This window comes from Streptomyces albus subsp. albus, assembly GCF_000725885.1.
In the GTDB taxonomy this organism is placed as follows: domain Bacteria; phylum Actinomycetota; class Actinomycetes; order Streptomycetales; family Streptomycetaceae; genus Streptomyces; species Streptomyces albus.
Genome location: NZ_JODR01000048.1, coordinates 1 through 17812, shown reverse-complemented (window position 1 = coordinate 17812; position 17812 = coordinate 1). Strand labels below are relative to the sequence as shown.

13 protein-coding genes and 2 pseudogenes are annotated in these 17812 nt (G+C 72.2%); 6 read left to right on the top strand and 9 right to left on the bottom strand.

Annotated elements, in window-relative coordinates:
- Window positions 1–507 precede the first annotated feature (507 nt).
- Window positions 508–2328: a glycoside hydrolase family 35 protein gene (locus IO40_RS0132065; protein WP_016471472.1), complete on the bottom strand. Its 1821-nt coding sequence runs from the start codon at window positions 2326–2328 to the stop codon at window positions 508–510.
- A gap of 277 nt (window positions 2329–2605) precedes the next feature.
- Between IO40_RS0132065 and IO40_RS0132060 the strand changes: the two genes are divergently transcribed.
- Window positions 2606–3814, top strand: coding sequence for a beta-1,3-glucanase family protein (locus tag IO40_RS0132060; protein ID WP_016471473.1), 1209 nt, complete (start codon window positions 2606–2608; stop codon window positions 3812–3814).
- Between the two features lie 30 nt (window positions 3815–3844).
- On the opposite strand, the gene IO40_RS0132055 is transcribed toward IO40_RS0132060, so the two are convergent.
- The 3 genes from IO40_RS0132055 to IO40_RS0132045 are packed head-to-tail and all read right to left on the bottom strand — an operon-like array spanning window position 3845 to window position 6373.
- Window positions 3845–4600, bottom strand: a complete 756-nt coding sequence (locus IO40_RS0132055) for an N-acetylmannosamine-6-phosphate 2-epimerase (RefSeq protein WP_016471474.1) — start codon at window positions 4598–4600, stop codon at window positions 3845–3847.
- 55 nt (window positions 4601–4655) lie between these two features.
- Window positions 4656–5666, bottom strand: coding sequence for an ROK family protein (locus IO40_RS0132050; RefSeq protein WP_078616513.1), 1011 nt, complete (start codon window positions 5664–5666; stop codon window positions 4656–4658).
- On the bottom strand, window positions 5663–6373 hold the full coding sequence (locus tag IO40_RS0132045) for a GntR family transcriptional regulator (protein ID WP_016471476.1): 711 nt from the start codon (window positions 6371–6373) through the stop codon (window positions 5663–5665). The genes IO40_RS0132050 and IO40_RS0132045 overlap by 4 nt, the downstream gene beginning before the upstream one ends.
- A gap of 147 nt (window positions 6374–6520) precedes the next feature.
- Between IO40_RS0132045 and IO40_RS0132040 the strand changes: the two genes are divergently transcribed.
- Window positions 6521–7954, top strand: coding sequence for a sugar porter family MFS transporter (locus IO40_RS0132040; protein ID WP_016471477.1), 1434 nt, complete (start codon window positions 6521–6523; stop codon window positions 7952–7954).
- Between the two features lie 339 nt (window positions 7955–8293).
- Complete coding sequence (locus IO40_RS0132030; protein WP_016471478.1) at window positions 8294–9193, top strand: phosphatidylinositol-specific phospholipase C; 900 nt, start codon at window positions 8294–8296, stop codon at window positions 9191–9193.
- Window positions 9194–9221: 28 nt separating this feature from the next.
- On the opposite strand, the gene IO40_RS0132025 is transcribed toward IO40_RS0132030, so the two are convergent.
- Window positions 9222–10721, bottom strand: coding sequence for an MFS transporter (locus tag IO40_RS0132025; RefSeq protein ID WP_016471479.1), 1500 nt, complete (start codon window positions 10719–10721; stop codon window positions 9222–9224).
- Window positions 10722–11068: 347 nt separating this feature from the next.
- Here IO40_RS0132025 and IO40_RS34440 point away from each other — a divergent pair.
- Both IO40_RS34440 and IO40_RS0132015 read left to right on the top strand, forming a co-directional pair.
- Window positions 11069–12070: pseudogene (locus tag IO40_RS34440) on the top strand (ABC transporter substrate-binding protein); the annotation flags it as partial.
- Window positions 12071–12331: 261 nt separating this feature from the next.
- Window positions 12332–13282, top strand: coding sequence for a DUF5996 family protein (locus IO40_RS0132015; RefSeq protein ID WP_016471481.1), 951 nt, complete (start codon window positions 12332–12334; stop codon window positions 13280–13282).
- 100 nt (window positions 13283–13382) lie between these two features.
- Here IO40_RS0132015 and wrbA read toward each other — a convergent pair whose 3' ends face one another.
- Window positions 13383–14003, bottom strand: coding sequence for an NAD(P)H:quinone oxidoreductase (gene wrbA / locus IO40_RS0132010; protein ID WP_016471482.1), 621 nt, complete (start codon window positions 14001–14003; stop codon window positions 13383–13385).
- Window positions 14004–14199: 196 nt separating this feature from the next.
- Here wrbA and IO40_RS0132005 point away from each other — a divergent pair, with 196 nt between their 5' ends.
- Complete coding sequence (locus IO40_RS0132005) at window positions 14200–14961, top strand: pirin family protein (RefSeq protein WP_016471483.1); 762 nt, start codon at window positions 14200–14202, stop codon at window positions 14959–14961.
- A 5-nt stretch (window positions 14962–14966) separates the two neighbouring features.
- On the opposite strand, the gene IO40_RS0132000 is transcribed toward IO40_RS0132005, so the two are convergent.
- From IO40_RS0132000 to IO40_RS38130, 3 genes and pseudogenes are all read right to left on the bottom strand, one after another.
- Window positions 14967–16403 carry a purine-cytosine permease family protein gene (locus IO40_RS0132000; RefSeq protein WP_016471484.1) on the bottom strand — a complete coding sequence of 479 codons (1437 nt, stop codon included), beginning with the start codon at window positions 16401–16403 and terminating at the stop codon, window positions 14967–14969.
- Window positions 16404–16651: 248 nt separating this feature from the next.
- A complete protein-coding gene (locus tag IO40_RS0131995) occupies window positions 16652–17224 on the bottom strand; it encodes a DUF4232 domain-containing protein (protein WP_016471485.1) in 573 nt (190 codons plus the stop codon).
- 114 nt (window positions 17225–17338) lie between these two features.
- Window positions 17339–17775, bottom strand: a pseudogene (locus IO40_RS38130) (transglycosylase SLT domain-containing protein).
- Window positions 17776–17812 lie beyond the last annotated feature (37 nt).

Genomic DNA, 17812 nt, shown 5'->3' with positions numbered 1-17812 from the left:
CGGGGCCGCCGGCGGAGGCGTCCAGGACGCGCTGCCGCGCCTCGGCGACGCCGGCTTTCGCGTCTTCGTAGATCAGGTCGAATTGAGCCTTGTCCGGGTCAGTCATGGGCGAAGTGTCGAGTTCCTCGTGTTGCCGAACGGTTTGCTGCGTACGGGTGGGTACGGGCGAGTACGGGGTGGTGCGGGTGGACGGCGGGTCCGGATGGGGCGGGCGTCGGACGTGCTGCGGGAAGGGGTGACGGCAGGGGATCGAACGATCCGTACCCGGTGCGCCGCCGCATATGCCTCCGACCACCCGGTGTCCGGGGTGATCGGAGCGGACGGTCGTGCTCTGACACGTGCGTGTACTGCCCCGAAAGCGTACACAACCCGCATGTCCGCGCCCTGACCCCCGGGTGAACGGTTTCCCCTCGCGTCCCCCGGGAGAACGTTTTCCGGCGGGCGGCCACCAGGGCGCCCACCAGGGCGCCCACCGGATTCCGCCGGGCGGTCGCAGCCCGCCTGCGGTCAGGGGGTGGGCCCGCCGGACGCCTCCCCCGCGGCGGGGGCCGGCGGGCCGGTCCCGTCCCCGCCCAGCTCCGGCTCCGCACGCACCTGAAGGCTGCCGCCCGGCTTGTGCAGCTCCAGCACCACCAGCTCGTTGCGGCCCCGGCGCCACAGCGGTGCGGGCGCGTAGAGGGTGCGCTGGGGGCCGGTCTCCCAGTAGCGGCCCAGGCAGAAACCGTTGAGCCACACGACGCCCTTCGTCCAGCCGGGGAGCGCCAGGAACCCGTCGGCGGGCGGCTCGTCCAGCTCCACCGGGACGCGGTGGAAGGCGGGGTGGGCCGCGGTGGCCGGCCCGGCGGTGAAGGTGAGCGGGGACAGGTCCGTCAGCGGCAGGGGGCGGATCTCCCAGTCGTGCAGATACTGGTTGTCCAGCCGGACGCCGCCGGCGATGCCCTTGGGGTCGGTCAGCCGGGGACCGTAGTTGATCCTGCCCTGGTTCTCGACCAGCACCTCCAGCGTCAGGCCGGAGGCCGGGACGGTGACGGGCAGCGCCTCGCCGGGAGCGTCCCGGTGCAGCACCCCGGCCTCGTGCCCGTCGAGGAAGACCTGGGCGCGGTCCGCCAGCCCGTCGATGCGCAGTGCGGCCTGGGGACGCGGGCCGCTGACGTGTGTGCGGTAGTGGATGAGGCCCAGCGACTGCCCCAGCCGCTCCATCGGCTCGGGCGCCACCGTGCGGACGGGGGCGGACAGCACATCGAGGTGGCCGGCGAGCGGGGCGACACCGTCGGGTCCGGCACTGCGGGCGGACAGCCGGGGCGGCGGCCCGGGAGCAGGCGGCGGGGTGCGGCCGGTGTGCCGGGTGATGACGTCCCTGAACAGATGGAACTTGGCGGTCAGCTCGCCGGCCTCCCCGACCGGCGCGTCGTAGTCGTAGCTGGTGACGGTGGGCTGGTAGGCGGTGCCGTCGTGGTTGGCGCCGTTGTACCAGCCGAAGTTGGTGCCGCCGTGTCCCATGTAGATGTTGACCGACGCGCCGGCCGCCAGGATCCGGTCCAGCACACCGGCTGCCTCGGCCGCGTCGCGGGTGTGGTGGCGCTCGCCCCAGTGGTCGAACCAGCCGTGCCAGAACTCGGCGCACATCAAGGGCCCCTCCGGCTGGTGACGGCGCAGGGTGGCCAGCGAGGAGCCGGGCCGGGAGCCGAAGGTGGCGGTGGCCGGCAGGGGGTGCAGGGAGCCGCCTTGCAGCATCGCGTCGGTGGGACCGTCGGCGGTGAACAGCGGGCAGTCGATCCCGCGCCGGGACAGCCCCGCGCGCAGATGCTCCAGGTAGCCGCGGTCAGTGCCGTAGCTGCCGTACTCGTTCTCCACCTGCATGGCCACCACGGGCCCGCCGCGTGTCGCCTGCAGCGGCACCAGCCGTGGCACCAGCGCGTCGAACCAGCGGTCCACGGCGGCCAGATAGTGCGCGTCACGGCAGCGCAGCCGGATTCCGGGGGTGGCCAGGAGCCAGCCCGGCAGCCCGCCGAACTCCCACTCCGCACAGATGTACGGGCCGGGCCGCAGGATCACGTCGAGTCCCAGTTCGTCCGCCGTCCGCACGAAGGCCGCGACATCCCGGCCGCCGGAGAAGTCGAACGCGCCCGGTTCCGGTTCGTGGACGTTCCAGGCGATGTACGTCTCGACGGTGTTCACGCCCATGGCGCGCAGCCGGGCCAGCCGGTCGGACCACTGCTCCGGCAGGACGCGGAAGTAGTGGACGGCCGCCGAGATGATCTGGTGCGGTCGGCCGGCGCGGAGGAAACCGCGGGCGTCGACGGTGAGTTCCCGCGGGTGGTCCCGCACGGCAGGCCCCTCTTCCGGTCGGTCGAGCGGTACTGATCACGGCGGGCACGAGCGTACCGTGGGCCGCTGCGGGGCGCACCGGGGAGTGAGCACCTCGCCCGTGCCCGTTTCGCCGCCCGCGATGCCCGTTCGTGGCCGCGGGCGGACCGGTTGGTGTGGGGCACGGCTTCCGGACGGTCTTTGTGGCCGTACTTCTTGACGCTGGTCCATACCTTCGGCACGGTGCTGTGCCGAAAGAGCGCGCTCGTTCACCCCCCACTTCCAAGGAGCGCTTGTCATGGCTGGAATACCCCAAGGTGCCGCACGCCGTATGTCCTCCCCCCTCTCCCGGCGCGGGCTGCTGCGCACGGCTGTGGCCACCGCCGTCGCCGTACCGGCCGTCGGCCTGTTCACCGGGCCGGCCGGTGCCGTACGCCCGGGCGGCAAGGCGGCGGCCGGACTGCCGCTGACGGTCGTCAACAACAGCGGCGCGTACGACAACGCGTCGGTGTACGTCTACATCGTCGGCAACGACGGCACCCGCCAGTGCTATGTGACCCCCGAGGGCGAACTGAAGCCGGTGCAGCTGAGCGACAACGGACCGGACGGATACACCGACTACGCCATCTCCCTCACCGGGACGGAGACGACGCTCACCCTCCCGGAGATGTCCGGGCGGATCTACGTATCGTGCGGCGACAAGCTCAAGTTCAAGGCCGTGGACGGCGGCCAGGGCGCCGCGCTCGCCTACCCGGCCGGCTGGGTCTCCTCCGACCCGAACTACCCCGTGGTGCACGACTGCGCAGAGTTCACCTACAAGGGCGGGGCGATGTACTGCAACACCACCATGGTGGACATGTTCAGCGTGCCGCTGTCCATCGCCCTGAAGGGCAGCAAGGACCAGACCACCGGCACGCTCAAGGCCGGGGCCCGGGCACGCGTCTTCGAACAGGTCCGCGGCGTCGAGGCGTTCTCCCGCCTGGTCGTCGACGACAAGCGCGTCATCGCACCGGGGCACGGCATCGGCGCCGGGCTGTTCGACGAGAACTACTTCGCCCCGTACATAGACGAGGTGTGGTCCGCCTACGCGGGGAAGGACCTGCGCATCACCACCAACGCGGGCACCTTCACCGGCCGGGTCAGCGGCGACACCCTCGCCTTCACCGGTCCCGCGCAGGTCTCCTTCGCCAAGCCCACCACCAAGGACGTGCTCTTCTGCGACGGGGCACTGGCCGCGCCCAACGACGGGACCACCGGCCCGGTGGCCGCCGTGCTGGGCGCCGCCTTCAACCGCACCACCCTCGTGTCGGCCGCCGAGCAGCCCACCACGGACCCCGCGTCCTTCTACCAGGGCGACCTGACCCACCACTACGCCAAGGCCATGCACGAGGCCACCGAGGACGGCAAGGCGTACGGCTTCGCCTTCGACGACGTGGCCGGATTCGCCTCCTACATCGAGGACGGCGCGGCGCAGCGGATGACCCTCACCCTGACCCCCTTCGGGTGAGGGCGAAGCACTGACGGACCCGCCGCCGCCTCACCGGGAGGCCGGCTCCCCGGGGAGCGCGGCGGCGAACCGGCCGGCGATGGCGGCCGGCGCGGTGATGGCACCGCCCACGACCACCGCCCAGGCGCCCGCTTCCATGGCGGCGCGCGCCTCCTCGGGGGTGCGCAGCCGCCCCTCGGCGCAGACGGGGATGTCGAGCCGGCCGGCCAGTTCGCGGACCAACGCCAGGTCGGGGCCCGGCTGCTGAGGGCTGTAGGGGGTGTATCCGGACAGGGTGGTGGAGACCAGATCGGCGCCCAGTCCCGCTGCCGCGACGCCCTCCTCCACGGTGGAGACATCGGCCATGAACAGCGCGCCCGCCCGGTGCACGGCCTCGACCGTCTCGCTCAGCGGCCGGCCGTCGGGGCGGGGCCGCCCGGTCGCGTCGGCGGCGACGATCTCGGCGCCCGCCTCGGCGACGGCGCGGGCGTGGGCGGCGGTCGGGGTGATGTAGACGCCCTCCGCGCCGTCCTTCCACAGGCCGATGAGGGGGTGGCCGACCACGGCCCGTACCGCCTCGATGTCCTCGACGCCCTGCACCCGGACGCCCGCCACCGGGGCCCCGGCGGTCACCGAGGCGGCCATGGCTGCCATGTGGGCGGGCGCCCGCAGCGGGTCGCCCGGGGGTGCCTGGCAGGAGACGACCAGTTTGCCGCGCAGCTGCCGCAGCAGTGCGCCGGCCCGGTCGGCGGGCATGGTGGTCCGGCTGGGGCGTACGCCGCCGTCGCCGGTCGGGGCCTCGGTCATGGGGTGTCCTTCGTGTGTCGCGGTGTCGGGTGTCGGTGATGCGCGGCCCGCGGGCTCAGCGGTGCTCCAGCAGCAGTGCGGCGGCGCCGATGACGGCCGCCCGCGGGCCGAGGGCCGCCGGGAGAGGACGCAGTCCGGCCGCGGACGGTCCGGGCAGCAGCTCGGCGGCGAACGCCTCGGCCAGCGGCTGCCAGAACGGGTCGCCGACGGACGCCACTCCGCCGCCGACCACGACGCGTTCCGGGTCGAAGGTGTTGACCAGTCCGGCCAGGGCGCGGCCGAGGGCGCCGGCGCCCTCGGCGAGCACCGTGCGCGCGAGCGCGGACTCGTCGCCCGGTGCCTGCGGCGGGGTGCCATCCGGATCGGCGGGCGGTGCCGCCCGCTCGGCCAGCGCCGCGACCTCGCGCAGGTCCGCCGGCCGCGGCCGTCCGGCCAGCCGGCTGAAGCGGGCGGCGATGGCCGGTCCGGCGGCGACGGCCTCCAGATGGCCGTCGCGACCGCAGTTGCAGGGCCGCCCGGCGGCTTCGGGCACCGCGATGTGGCCGAACTCGCCGGCCGTCCAGTGGGCTCCGCGCAGCAGCCGCCCGCCGGTGACCAGCCCGCCGCCGATGCCGGTGCCGACGCTGACGTACAGCGCGGTGGTGCTGCCGGCACCCGCGCCGTAGGTCTGCTCGGCCAGGGCGAAGACGTTGGCGTCGTTGTCGGCGGCGACGGGGATGCCGAGGCGGTGGCCCAGTTCGTCGGCGAGCCGGGTGCCGGCCCAGCCGGGCAGCAGCTCGTTGGCGGAGACCACCACGCCGCCGTCCCGGTCCACCACGCCGCCGGTGCCCAGGCCCAGCCCGGCGGCCCCGGCGTGGTCCGGGAGCTCCCGCACCGCGGCGGCGATGGCGTCCAGTACGGCGGTGGGGCCCTGGCGCGCGGGGGTGGGCCGCACGACCGTCTCCAGCAGGGTGCCGTCCTCGGCCACCAGTCCGGCGGCGATCTTCGTCCCGCCCACGTCGACCCCGAGGAGGGTGCGCCGCGAACCGGTTCCCGGGCGGCCGGGTGCCCCGGCGCGGCCCGTCACGGCCGGCTCCTGCGGACGGTGAAGCGGATGTCGTAGCGGTCGGCGCGGTAGAGGGTGGTGGTCGCCTCCACCGGGGTGTCGCGCCGGTCCAGCCCGACGCGCTGCACCCGCAGCCCGGAGACGCCCACCGGGACGCCGAGCAGCGCGGATTCCGTCTCGTCGAGGTCGACGGCGCGGACCACCTGCTCGGCGGAGCGGATCTGAAGTCCGTATCGCTCGGTCAGCAGGGCGTAGAGCGATCCGCTGAGGTCTTCCCGGGCGAGCCCGGGAACGCGGTCCGCGGGCAGATGGACGTTCTCCAGGCACATGGGGGAGCCGTCGGCCAGCCGCAGCCGGCTGACGCGGACGACCTCGGCGTCCGGCGCGATCCCCAGCCGTTCGGCGATCTGCCGGCCGGCCCGTACCGTCTCGGCGGCCAGCAAGCGGGAGGCGGGCACCAGATCGCGTTCGCGCATGTCCTCCGAGAAGGAGGTGAGGGCCAGCGATTTGGAGACCACGGGCGGTGCCACGAAGGTGCCCGCGCCCTGCACGCGGTAGACGCTGCCGGAGGTCTCCAGGGCGTCCAGGGCCTGCCGGACGGTGTTGCGTGAGACGCCGTGCCGGGCGGAGATCTCCCGCTCGGTGGGGAGCGGGGTGTGCGGCGCGGAGCCGGCCATCTCGGCCAGCAGCTCCTGCCGCAGCTCCTCGTACTTGGCCTGTCTGGCCACTCGTCGTCCTCCTGCCCTCGTGGTCGCACAGCACCGTGGATAGGTACCAACCAATGCAGAAAATTCTACGACGGATCTTGTGCAATCCCAAGACCGCTGCCAGATTGGTACCGTCCAATCCGGGGGGATGTCACGAAAGGACGTGTCATGACGTCATCCAGCAGCGGTGCGCCGCCCATCGGCGGGGCCGCCCTGCGGCCGGTCATCGGCGTGACCCTGGTCGCCGCGCTGGGCGGGCTGCTCTTCGGCTACGACACCGGAGTCATCTCCGGGGCGCTGCTGACGATCGAGTCGGACTTCCGGCTGTCCGCGTTCGGCTCCGGCGTCGTCGTCAGCTCGATCCTGGTCGGTGCGATGGCCGGCGCCGCCGTGGCCGGCAACCTCGCCGACCGGTACGGCCGCCGCCCGGTCCTCGTCGTGGCCGCCGGGGTCTTCACGCTCGGCGCCGCCCTGGCCGCCCTCGCCCCCTCCGCCGCGGTCCTCACGGCCGCCCGCGTGGTGCTCGGACTCGGCATCGGCATCGCCTCCAACCTGGTGCCGGTCTTCATCGCCGAACTGGCGCCGCCCCGCTATCGGGGCCGCCTCGTGGGGCTCAACCAGCTCATGATCACCCTCGGCATCGTCCTCGCGTACGTCGCCAACTACAGCCTGGAGAACGTCACCCACAGCTGGCGGTGGATGTTCGGCCTCGCCGCCGTCCCCGCCGTGCTCTTCGGCGCCGGCATGCTGCTCCAGCCCGAATCCCCGCGCTGGCTCGCCCTCAACGGCCGCACCGAGCGGGCCCGTGCGGTCCTCATACGGCTGCGCGGCCACCAGGACGTGACCGGCGCGGACGCCGAACTCGCCGAGATGACCGGGAACGCCACCGGCAACGCTCAGGCCGGCCCGGTCCCCGCCGCGCGCGGCCGGTGGCGGGCGCTGACCGCACGATCGGTGCGCCCTGCGGTGGTGGCCGGGATCGGGCTCCAGATCCTCGGCCAGGCCTCCGGCGTCAACACCGTCATCTACTACGCGCCGAAGATCTTCGAGAGCAGCGGACTGGGCTCGTCCTCCTCGATCCTGGCCACCGTCGGGGTCGGCATCGTCAATCTCGTGATGACCCCCGTGGGCATGGCCGCCGTGGACCGCTTCGGCCGCACCAGGCTGCTGGCCTGCGGCGCCACCGTCATGACCGTGGCGCTGGCCGGGCTGGCGGCGACCCTGGCCGCCGGCGGCCAGAACTCGTCCTTCGCCTGGCTGTCCGTGCTGTGCGTCGTCGTCTACATCGCGGCCGTCGCCACCACGCTGAACGTCGTCGTCTTCATCATCCCCTCGGAGCTGTACCCGCAGCGCATCCGCGGCACGGCCATGAGCGCCACGATGTTCTCCAACTGGACCATGAACTTCGTGGTCTCGCTCACCTTCCTCAGCCTGCTCGAAGCCCTGGGCGGCGCGGGCACGTTCACCCTGTACGCCGTGGTGTGCGCCCTGCTCGCAGTCTTCGCCGTCCGCCGCATCCCCGAGACCCGCGGCAAGAGCCTGGAACAGATCGAGGCGGAGCTGGCACCCCGCGCACGCACGGCGACGGCCGCCGAGCGCTGACCCCACCCGGCCGGCCCGCCCGGATGCGCGGGCCGGCCGGACGGGCCGTCAGCCGCAGAACTGGCCCGGCCTTCCCTTCGTCGCTCACCGGGCGGGTGTGCCGGGTCCTCGTGCCGCCCGCGTCCGGCACGAGGACCGGTGGCCTCCGACGGCACGTACCGGATGCGGCGCTGCTGGAACCGGTCGGTGAAGTGCCGTCCGCAGATGCCGTTTTCGTCGCAGTCATCACGCGGGGGCCGGACACCCCCGGTGTTCCCTCACCCGTCCCGCTGTCCGATGATGTGCCCGGACCACGGCACCCGACGGCGGGCGCCGTAGACGACGGGGAGGGAGTCCGACATGGACAGACGCAGGTTCCTCATGAGCGCGGCGGCCGTGCCGGCCGCTGGGCTGCTCACCTGCACGGCGGGCACCGGAGTGGCCCTGGCCCGGGGCCGCACCGCGGCGCGCACCGCCGGCCCCCAGGACTGGATGGCGCCTCTCGCGGCGTCCACCCCGCTGCGGGCCCTCACCCTTCCCGGCACCCACGACTCCGGGGCACGCTTCGGCGGCCCCTGGGTCGAGTGCCAGGACACGCTGATCGCCGAGCAGTTGGCGGCCGGTGTCCGCTTCCTCGACGTCCGCTGCCGCGCCATCGACGGCGTGTTCGCCATCCACCACGGCGCCTTCTACCAGCGTCTGATGTTCGGTGACGTGCTCATCGCCTGCCGCGACTTCCTCGCCGCCCACCCCGGCGAGACGGTGCTGATGCGGGTCAAGCAGGAGTACTCCACCGTCGGCGACGCGGACTTCCGGCGCATCTTCGACACCTACCTGGACGAGAAGGGCTGGCGCTCCCTCTTCCACCTCGACAGCACCCTGCCGACCCTCGGCGGGGCACGGGGCAAGGTCGTCCTCCTCGCCGACAACCCGGGGCTGCCCGGCGTCCGCTGGGGCGACACGGCCGTCTTCGACATCCAGGACGACTACCAGGCCGAGCCGTTCGCCAAATACCCCAAGATCGAGGACCAGTTCCGCGAGGCGGCGAGCCGGCCCGGCCCCTTCTACATCAACTTCGTCAGCACCGCGGCCGGACTGCCGCCCTCCTCCAACGCGGACCGCCTCAATCCCAAGGTCCGCGCCTTCCTCGACGGGCCGCAGATGGCGGGGAAGACCGGACTGGGCATCGTCCCGATGGACTTCCCCCAGCGGGAGCCGGGCCTCCTGGACGCCGTACTGCGGCACAACCCGACGAGCTGACGCCACCCGGCCGGGAGGCGCCGGGCGGTCACGAGCCGTTCGTGGCCTGCCCGGACCGGCTCTTGGTGAGCGGCGCGGCGATGTCCTCCAGGCCGCGCCGCTCCGCCGGGACGGCCAGCGCCACCGCCACCAGCCCCGCCACCGTCATGAGGCCGGCACCGATCTGGAACGCCAGCACCGTGTCGCCGACGACACCGGACTCGGTGAGCTCCGCGAAGACCAGCGGCCCGCTGATGCCGCCCGCCGCGGTGCCCACCGCGTAGAAGAACGCGATGGCCAGCGCGCGGGTCTCCATCGGGAAGACCTCACTGACCGTCAGGTAGGCGGAGCTGGCGCCGGCGGAGGCGAAGAACAGCACCGCGGACCAGCAGGCGGTCAGTGTCGTCGCGCTCAGATGGCCGCCGTCGAAGAGCCAGGAAGTGCCGAACAGCAGCACACCGGACAGCAGATAGGTTCCCGAGATCATCGTCCGCCGGCCCAGGGTGTCGAACAGCCGGCCGAGCAGCAGTGGGCCGCAGAAGTTGCCGGCCGCGATGACCGCGTAGAAGTACCCGGTCGTCCCGGACGGCACGTCGAAGAAGGTGATGAGGATGGTGCCGAAACCGAAGGTGATGGCGTTGTAGAGGAACGCCTGGCCGAGGAAGAGCGCCAGCCCCAGCACCGCCCGCTTGGGGTAGTGGGCGAAGATGGTGCGGGCGATGAGACCGAAGCCGACGGCCCTGCGCTGGTGAATGGTGATCGTCCCGGCCGGCGGGGGCAGCTCGCCGCCCCGGTCCTCCAGGGTCCGCTCCTCGGCGCGGCGCACCAGTTTCTCCGCCTCGGCGCCGTGCCCGTGGATGAACAGCCAGCGCGGGCTCTCCGGCACATGACGGCGCACCAGCAGGATGGCCAGACCCAGGACGACGCCCAGGGCGAAGGTCAGCCGCCAGCCGACGTCGGCGGGGAAGAGGTTCTCGTCCAGCATCAGGATGGACAGCAGCGCCCCGCCGGCCGCGCCCAGCCAGAAGCTCCCGTTGATGATCACGTCGACCTGGCCGCGGTACTTGGAGGGGATCAGCTCGTCCACGGCCGAGTTGATCGCCGCGTACTCGCCGCCGATGCCGAAACCGGTGAGGAAGCGGAACAGGAAGAACCACCAGCTCTCGAAGGAGAGCGCGGTCATGGCGGTGGCCGACAGATACACCGCCAGCGTGATCATGAACAGTTTCTTCCGGCCGTGCCGGTCGGTCAGCCAGCCGAAGAACAGCGCCCCGGAGCAGGCCCCGGCCACGTAGAGCGCCGCGGCGAGCCCGCTGACCTGCTCCGCGCTGATGTCCAGTCCGCTGTTCGGCTCCGAGAGCCGGCCGGCCACGTTGCCGACGACCGTGACCTCCATCCCGTCCAGGATCCAGACGGTGCCGAGGCCGATGACGATCATCCAGTGCCAGCGCGACCAGGGGAGACGGTCGAGCCGGGCGGGCACGTCCGTGGTGACCGCCCCCTCCTCGACGTCCTCGCCCAGTTCACCCTTCTGTTCTTTCCCGGCCATGTACTCACCCTCCGTTCCGGATGTGTGCCAAGGGTGCATTGCAGGTCCCCGTACGGAGCGGATTCACTCAGGCGGCGTGGGCGCTGTGTCCCAGGGCACTCCCACCCGCCCACCGCCCCGGCGCGGCAGCCGCCGCACGGCACCGGTCCCCGGGCCGCGCGCGCCCCGGACCCGTACGCCCGGCAGCGCATCCCCGCGCGGCGCGCGCGCCAGCGCGACGCCGGACAGCCTCCGATGCACCCCCCGACGGGCCGCACCCGCCGCCCCCGGGCGCGTTGTTCCCAGCGACGACGCCGCCCTGTTGCGGGCGCGTCCGGCCCAGGTATCCGAGGGAGTGGCGGTAGGACATGGCTGGAGCTACGACACAGGTGTGCATCGGTGTGGTGGCACCGCTGACCGGAAGGCTGGCCCCGCTGGGCGAGCCCCTGTCGTTCGCGGTGCGGGCCCTCGCGCCGCGGCTGGCACGGCTGCACAACGGCGGACGCGCCTACGACGTACGCGTCGCCGTCCGCGACAGCCGCTCCGACCCCCAGACCGCGCGCCAGGCCGTGGCGGAGCTGGCCGTCCGGGACCGCGCGCGGATCATCCTCACCATGGCGGGCACCCAGGTACTGCCCGCCGCGACGGACGCCTGCGAACGACTGAGCGTGCCCTGCGTCTCCACCACCTTCCCCTGGCAGGCGTACGGGTACGCACGCGGCGGCGACCCGCTGCGCGCCTTCCGCTGGACCTATCACTTCGCCTGGGGGCTGGACGACATCGCCGATGTCTTCGCCGACGTGTGGGAGCGCATCGGCGAACGGCAGACCGTCGGCTGCCTGTGGAACGACGACCTGCAGGGCCGGCTGCTGCGCCACGGCCGGTACGGCTTCGCCCCGGTGGCCTCCGGCCGCGGACACTGTCTCGTCGATCCGGGCGGCTACGCCGAGTCCGCCCCCGAGTTCGACGCCCACGTGGCCCGCTTCCGCGAGCAGGACGCCCGCATCGTCACCAGCGCCGCCACCGCCGAGGACCTGGCCCGCTACTACGGCCGGGCCCGCGCCGCCGGTTTCATCCCGCGGCTGATCACCTGCTCACGCTGGCTGACCTATCCCCATACCCACACCAGCACCTCCGCCGACGTCCACGCCGCGCTGGCGGCGGCCCGCGTGGCCACGCTCGTCTACTGGAGCCCCGCGCACCCCTACCGTTCCGGGCTGGACGGTTCGACCTGCGCGGACCTCGCCCGTGCCTACCGGGAGGCCACCGGACGCGGCTGGCTCCAGCCGCTCGGCCTGGCCCACGCTCTCTTCGAGGTGGCCCGCCACGCCCTGACCACCGCGCCGGACCCCACCGACCGCCCGGCGATCGCCCACACCCTGGGCAAGACGCGTACCGAGACCGTCGTCGGCCCGCTCGACTGGACGCGCGGTCCCACCCCCAACGTCGCTCTGCTGCCCCCGGCTCGCCGTGGTGGACAGCACCCGCGTGCCCGGCCTCCCGGTCACCGCCGATCTGGTCACGGCCTTCTGAGGCCCGCGGCCACGGCGCGGAGCCCCGTCGAGTTGTCGGCCGGCGCCCCCGGGGTGACCATCGTGAGGACGGCGATCCGGGGGGCGAGGGAGGTGCCGGTGAGCGAGCAGAGCGCATGGCCACGACTCCGGGTGGCGGACTGGACCGAGACCCGTGACACCCTCCACATGTGGACGCAGATCGTCGGCAAGATCCGGCTGGCCCACGCACCCCTGGTCAACCACTGGTGGCAGGTGACCCTCTACGTCACCCCACGAGGGCTCACCACCTCCACCGTCCCCTACGGCAGCGGCGCCTTCGACATCGAGTTCGACTTCATCGAGCACCGGCTCGTCCTGCGGACCAGCGACGGACAGGCCCGCCATGTGAAGCTGGAGCCCAAATCGGTGGCCCGCTTCTACGAGGAAACCCTGCGCGCGCTGGACGAACTGGGCATCCAGGCACCGATCCAGCCCCACCCCAACGAGGTGGAGACGGCCATCCCCTTCCCCGAGGACACCCGGCACGCCTCGTACGACCCGCACGCCGCCCACCTGTTCTGGCGCCAGCTCCTCCAGGTCGACCGGGTGCTCAGTGCCTTCAGGTCGCGGTTCATGGGCAAGGTCAGCCCCGTGCACTTCTTCTGGGGGGCCATGGACCTGGCGTGCACGAGGTTCTCCGGCCGTCCCGCACCGGCCCACCCCGGCGGCGCCCCGCACTGCGGGGACTGGGTCATGGTGGAGGGCTACTCCCGGGAGCTGAGCAGCTGCGGTTTCTGGCCCGGCGGCGGCGAGGAGGGCGCCTTCTACGCCTACGCCTATCCCGAACCGGCCGGCTTCCGGGACCATCCGGTGGAGCCCTCGTCGGCGTACTACAGCGAGCAGAACGGCCAGTTCCTGCTCCCGTACGAAGCCGTCCGCACAGCGGATGACCCGGACGCGACGCTCACCGGTTTCCTGCAGAGCACCTACGAGGCGGCGGCCGAGCACGCCGGCTGGGGCCGGGACACGCTGGAGGAGGACCCGGGCCGCTGGGACCGGCAGCGCGCCCGCGCGCACGGGGCACGGTGACGGACGCTTCGGCAGACGGCAGACGGCAGACGGCAGACCGCACCGCCCCCACCGCGAGCGCGGTGGGGGCGGTGCGCACAGCACGGGGAAGAGCCGGGGCTCAGGCCGCCGCGCTGCCCGCCTTGAGGGCCGTGGTGATCTTCACGACGCGCTCGGCCTGGACCCGGGCCGCGGTGCGCGTGGTCTCGTCGACCGGGTTGTTGCCCTGCGCGTCGACGTGCGAGGTGCCGTACGGGTTGCCGTCGGCGAACTTCGCCGGGTCCGTGTAGCCGGGGGCCACCAGGATGCCGCCGAAGTGGTGGATGGTGTTGTAGAGGGCCAGCAGGGTCGACTCCTGGCCGCCGTGCGCGGTGGCGGAGGAGGTGAAGCCGCTGTAGACCTTGTCGGCCAGCTTGCCTTCCGCCCACAGCCCGCCGAGCGTGTCGATGAACTGCTTGAGCTGCGAGGCGATGTTGCCGTACCGGGTCGGGGAGCCGAAGACGACGGCGTCGGCCCAGACCATGTCCTCCGGGGTGGCCACCGGTATGCCGGCCGTGGCGGAGGCGTTGGCGGCCCACGCCGGGTTGGAGTCGATGGCCTCCTGCGGGGCCAGCTCGGCGGCCCTGCGCAGCCGGACCTCGGCGCCCGCCTTCTCCGCCGCCTGGCTGATCTCCTTGGCGATCTCCGCGATCGTGCCGGTGGACGAGTAGTAGATGACGGCGACCTTGGGCTGAGTGCTCACGTTTGCTCCGTTCCTTGTCTGGCGTGTGCGGCGCTGCGGCCGTCCGGGCCCCGTGCCGGCGGGGGAACCTGCACGGCCGGACGACCGCAACTGGTTGAAGGTTAAACCATATGGTGGAATGGAGCGGAACCCGGAGGCAACCGGTCACCGACCGTGACTCACCGGGGCCTTACGCAACGTGAGCAAGGAGACAGTGATGGCTTCCGTCCTCGACATCCGCCGCGCCGACGAGCGCTTCCACACCCGCGCGGGCTGGCTGGACTCCCGTCACTCCTTCTCCTTCTCCCAGCACTGGGACCCGCGCAACACGCACTTCGGGCTGCTGCTCGTCTCCAACGACGACACCGTCGCGCCCGGCACCGGCTTCGAGACCCACCCGCACCAGGACATGGAGATCGTGACCTGGGTCCTGGAAGGCGGACTCGTCCACCAGGACTCCGAAGGTCACAACGGGGTGATCTACCCGGGCCTCGCACAGCGGATGAGCGCGGGCACCGGCATCCTGCACAGCGAGAAGAACGACTCCTGGACCCTCACCGGCGAACCCGCCCACCAGGACCCGGTCCACTTCATCCAGATGTGGGTCATCCCCGACGAGGCCGGCATCCGGCCCGGCTACGAACAGCTCGACATCAACGACGAACTCGCCCGCGGCGGCTGGACCACGCTCGCCTCGGGCATGCCGCGGCACACCGACCGGCGGGCCATCGGCATCCGGCAGAAGCACGCGGCCCTGCACGTGGCCAGGATGCGGCCCGCCGAGACGCTGGAGATCGTCACCGCCCCCTTCGCGCACCTCTTCGTCGCGCGCGGCAGCGCCTCGCTTGAAGGCGCCGGACCGCTGGCCACCGGTGACGCGGCCCGCGTCACCCGCCCCGAGGGGCAGCGCCTCACCGCAGGGCCCGAGGGCGCCGAGATCCTCATGTGGGAGATGCACGCCGCCGTCTCGACGGCCTGACCGCCTCACCCACCGGACGCGGGGGCGGTGGCGGGGGAGGGGCCGGCGTCGGCCGCTGCCGGGGCGGCCAGGATGGTGTGCTCCGGTACATGCGCCGTATCGCCCCGCGCCAGCAGCCAGTAGAGGGCGGCGGGCACGGCCAGGCCGACCAGCCAGGAGACGTCCGCCCCGCCCAGCGGTGCCACCAGCGGTCCCGTGTAGAAGTGGGTGGCGAGGAACGGGAACTGGGCCGTCAGCCCGACGGCGTAGACGAGCAGGGCCTTCCACCGCCAGGCACCGTACCGGCCGTCCGGATCGCTGAGGGCCGGAAGGTCGTAGCGCTCCTTGGCGATGAGGTAGTAGTCGACGAGATTGATGGCCGACCAGGGGGTGAACGCGGTGAGCAGGAAGAGCAGGAAATCCTTGAAGGACGTCAGGAAGCTGTCCTTCCCGGCGAGCGCCACCGCCGTCCCGGCGACCATGATCCCCGCGATGTAACAGGCCCGGGCGCGGGGGCCGAGGGTGCGCTGGCCGCGGAACCCGCTGACGCCGGTCACCACCGACATGAAACCGCCGTATGTGTTCAGGACATTGATCGTCAGTTTGCCCAGGGCGATGACGAAGTAGAGGAACGCCGCCAGCCGGGCCCCGCCGAGCCCCACCACATAGCTCACCTCGTGCCCGACGAAGGCCGGGCCCGCCGTCGCGGCGGCGAGCGCGCCGAAGGTCATGGACCACTGCGCGCCCAGCGCGGAACCGCCCAGCGTCCACCAGAACGTGGCACGGGCGGAGGTGCGGCGCGGCAGATAGCGCGAGTAGTCGGCGACGTACGGACCGAAGGCCAGCTGCCAGGAAGCCGACAGGGAGACCGCCAGCAGGAAGAGCGGGAAGGAGAACGCGCGGTCACCGAGCAGGTCCCCCAGGTCCGCGCGCTCCAGCAGGCGCGCCCCGAGGTAGACGAAGGTGAGCGCGCACACCAGCCCCGCCACCTTGCCCAGCGCGTGGATGACCCGGTACCCGATGGCCGCCGCGACGGCGGTGACCGCTGCGAACAGGACGATTCCCGCCGTGTCGCCGAGATGCGTCAGCTCCCCGAGCGCCTGGCCCGCCAGCACGCTGCCACTGGCGAAGAAGCCGATGTACATGACGACGACTAGCGCCAGCGGTACGACAGCGCCCCGCACGCCGAACTGGGCCCGGCTGGAGATCATCTGCGGCAGCCCCAGCCGCGGTCCCTGCGCCGAGTGCAGTGCCATGACCGCACCGCCGAGCAGATTGCCGATCAACAGGCCGATGACCGACCAGAACACGTCGACGCCGAACACGACGGCGAGGGCCCCGGTGACCACCGCGGTGATCTGGAGGTTGGCGCCCAGCCAGAGGGTGAACTGGCTGAACGCCGAGCCGTGTCGCTCCTCGTCGGGGACCACATCGATCGATCGCCGCTCCACCACACCGGCCATTCAGCACGCACCTTCCTTCGCGCCCGCATGCGTTTCTGCATGGGGTTATTCATGCTGAGGTGCTGTTGAATGATCGTCAATACATCGGAGCGGATCGACTGCGGCAGTTCGGAGCCGGGCAACTTCCGCCCAGTGTGTGGCTTGTTTCTGTCTACGGGGTGCTCGCGGTCGGTGACGGCCTCTAAGCTGTAAGAAGCCGTCCCGGCAGCTCCCCCCGTGGCTGCCGGGACGGCTCTTGGCTGCCCAGGTCAGCTGTTGAGCGCGACGTGCGGAGCGAGCGCCGTCACCTGGAGCCGGCCGTTGTCCACCCAGTTGGGGAACTTCAGCGTCTTGTGCTTCGTGTTGGCCGGCGGCGTGACCTGGAGATACGTCGCCTGCTTCGCGTCCGGTGTACCGGCGTTGGCGTGCGTCCAGGCGATGACGGCCTCCGCGCTCTCACCGTTGCGCAGGGTGAGGGTCTTCTTGCCCGGGTCCTTTGCGTAGTAGGTGCTGCCCCACTGTGTGGTGGAGGTGAGCGTCCGGTGCCCGGAGTCCTCCAGCCCCAGCCCCGGGTAGCCCCTCAGCAGGCAGGTGTGGCCACTGGTGTTCTTGAGCTTCAGGACCACGCCCTGGTGGTTCATCCCGCCGCCGAGCTTCTTCCCGAACGAGGCGGTCAGTCCCCCGGTGGTGCAGGTGGGGGCCGTGGCGTTGCCGGCGGCCTGCGCCGCACCGGCACCGGTCAGACCGAGCCCCGCCGCGGCGACGAGGGCCAGGCCCGCCGCGCCGACGCGCCCGGCAGTGCGCCCACGTGTTGCCGTACGGCTGCGGTTCTTCTCACTCATGGCGATCTGTCCCATCCGAATCGGGCTTGTGTGTCTTCCGTGCGGTTGGATGCACGGGTGACACGCAAGGTTCACCAGTACGCCACATTCGTAGGAAATTTGTCCGAATCCACATCAGTAGGCGGAGTCGACGTTGTCCATGGTGCCGTAGCGGTCGGCGGCGTAGTTGCAGGCCGCGACGATGTTGGCCACCGGGTCGGTGAGCTGACCGCGCCCGGGTCGCCGCCGGACTCGCGGATGATGTTGCGCTTGATGCCGTCGTAGGAGCCGGGGATGCCGTGCTTCTTCATGATCGACATGGCCTCACGGATCCACCCGTCCAGGTTGTCGGGGTAGTCCTCGGCCTTCTTGCCGGCGTCCTTCTTGTCGGTTTTGTCGTCGGCCTTGACGGGCTTGGCGGCGGCCTTGGCGGCGGTCTGGTGGGCCGGCTTGGCCGTCTGCGGGGCGGCGTGGGCGGTGCCGGTCAGGGCGGCGGTGGCGATACCGGCGGCGCCCAGGACGGTGATACCGGTGGTGGCGATACGGCGGGGGATCAGCGTGGTGGTACGCATGCGAGCGGAAAGCCTCTCGTGGGGGGACGTTCCGGCC

What these genes read in the sequence shown, in the direction of transcription:
- IO40_RS0132040 (WP_016471477.1), top strand. Translation starts at nt 6,521, where the DNA reads ATGACGTCATCCAGCAGCGGTGCGCCGCCCATCGGCGGGGCCGCCCTG.
- IO40_RS0132060 (WP_016471473.1), top strand. Translation starts at nt 2,606, where the DNA reads ATGGCTGGAATACCCCAAGGTGCCGCACGCCGTATGTCCTCCCCCCTC.
- IO40_RS0132055 (WP_016471474.1), bottom strand. Translation starts at nt 4,600, where the DNA reads ATGACCGAGGCCCCGACCGGCGACGGCGGCGTACGCCCCAGCCGGACC.
- IO40_RS0132025 (WP_016471479.1), bottom strand. Translation starts at nt 10,721, where the DNA reads ATGGCCGGGAAAGAACAGAAGGGTGAACTGGGCGAGGACGTCGAGGAG.
- IO40_RS0132005 (WP_016471483.1), top strand. Translation starts at nt 14,200, where the DNA reads ATGGCTTCCGTCCTCGACATCCGCCGCGCCGACGAGCGCTTCCACACC.
- IO40_RS0132030 (WP_016471478.1), top strand. Translation starts at nt 8,294, where the DNA reads ATGGACAGACGCAGGTTCCTCATGAGCGCGGCGGCCGTGCCGGCCGCT.
- IO40_RS0131995 (WP_016471485.1), bottom strand. Translation starts at nt 17,224, where the DNA reads ATGAGTGAGAAGAACCGCAGCCGTACGGCAACACGTGGGCGCACTGCC.
- IO40_RS0132000 (WP_016471484.1), bottom strand. Translation starts at nt 16,403, where the DNA reads ATGGCCGGTGTGGTGGAGCGGCGATCGATCGATGTGGTCCCCGACGAG.